Annotated in this window: 1 protein-coding gene; it reads right to left on the bottom strand. The window is 36.5% G+C overall.

Features of this window, described 5'->3' with window-relative positions:
- The coding region (locus COC46_RS22370; protein WP_176545220.1) for a hypothetical protein at positions 1-312 on the bottom strand (312 nt) is incomplete at both ends.

Below are 312 nucleotides of genomic sequence, written 5' to 3'. Positions count from 1 at the left end.
AGTTTCTTTTAAATTTCGTAATACTTGAAACGACGGGTAAACACCTGGTGCGAACGTGTTTGGTGAAATCGTCATATGATCTAAATTAAAGCTATTTGTCATTCGATCAAATCCTAATGGAGTCTCAGATACATCATTCCAAAGTACTGTATATCCTACAAATACACCTTCACTCCACGGAGCAGGATCAATATTTTTTGGTTTCGTCCAATCTCCTAAATAGCCCATATATGGCATTGTTAAAGGAACTGCTTTGTCTTTATTTGCACCAGTTGGTATAAGACGAACAAATCCCTCGATAAATGCATCTTT

Source organism: Bacillus sp. AFS041924, from assembly GCF_002577195.1.
Lineage (GTDB): Bacteria > Bacillota > Bacilli > Bacillales > Bacillaceae_G > Gottfriedia.
Note: the sequence above shows the minus strand (reverse complement) of the source record. Positions and strands in the feature narration are given on the sequence as shown.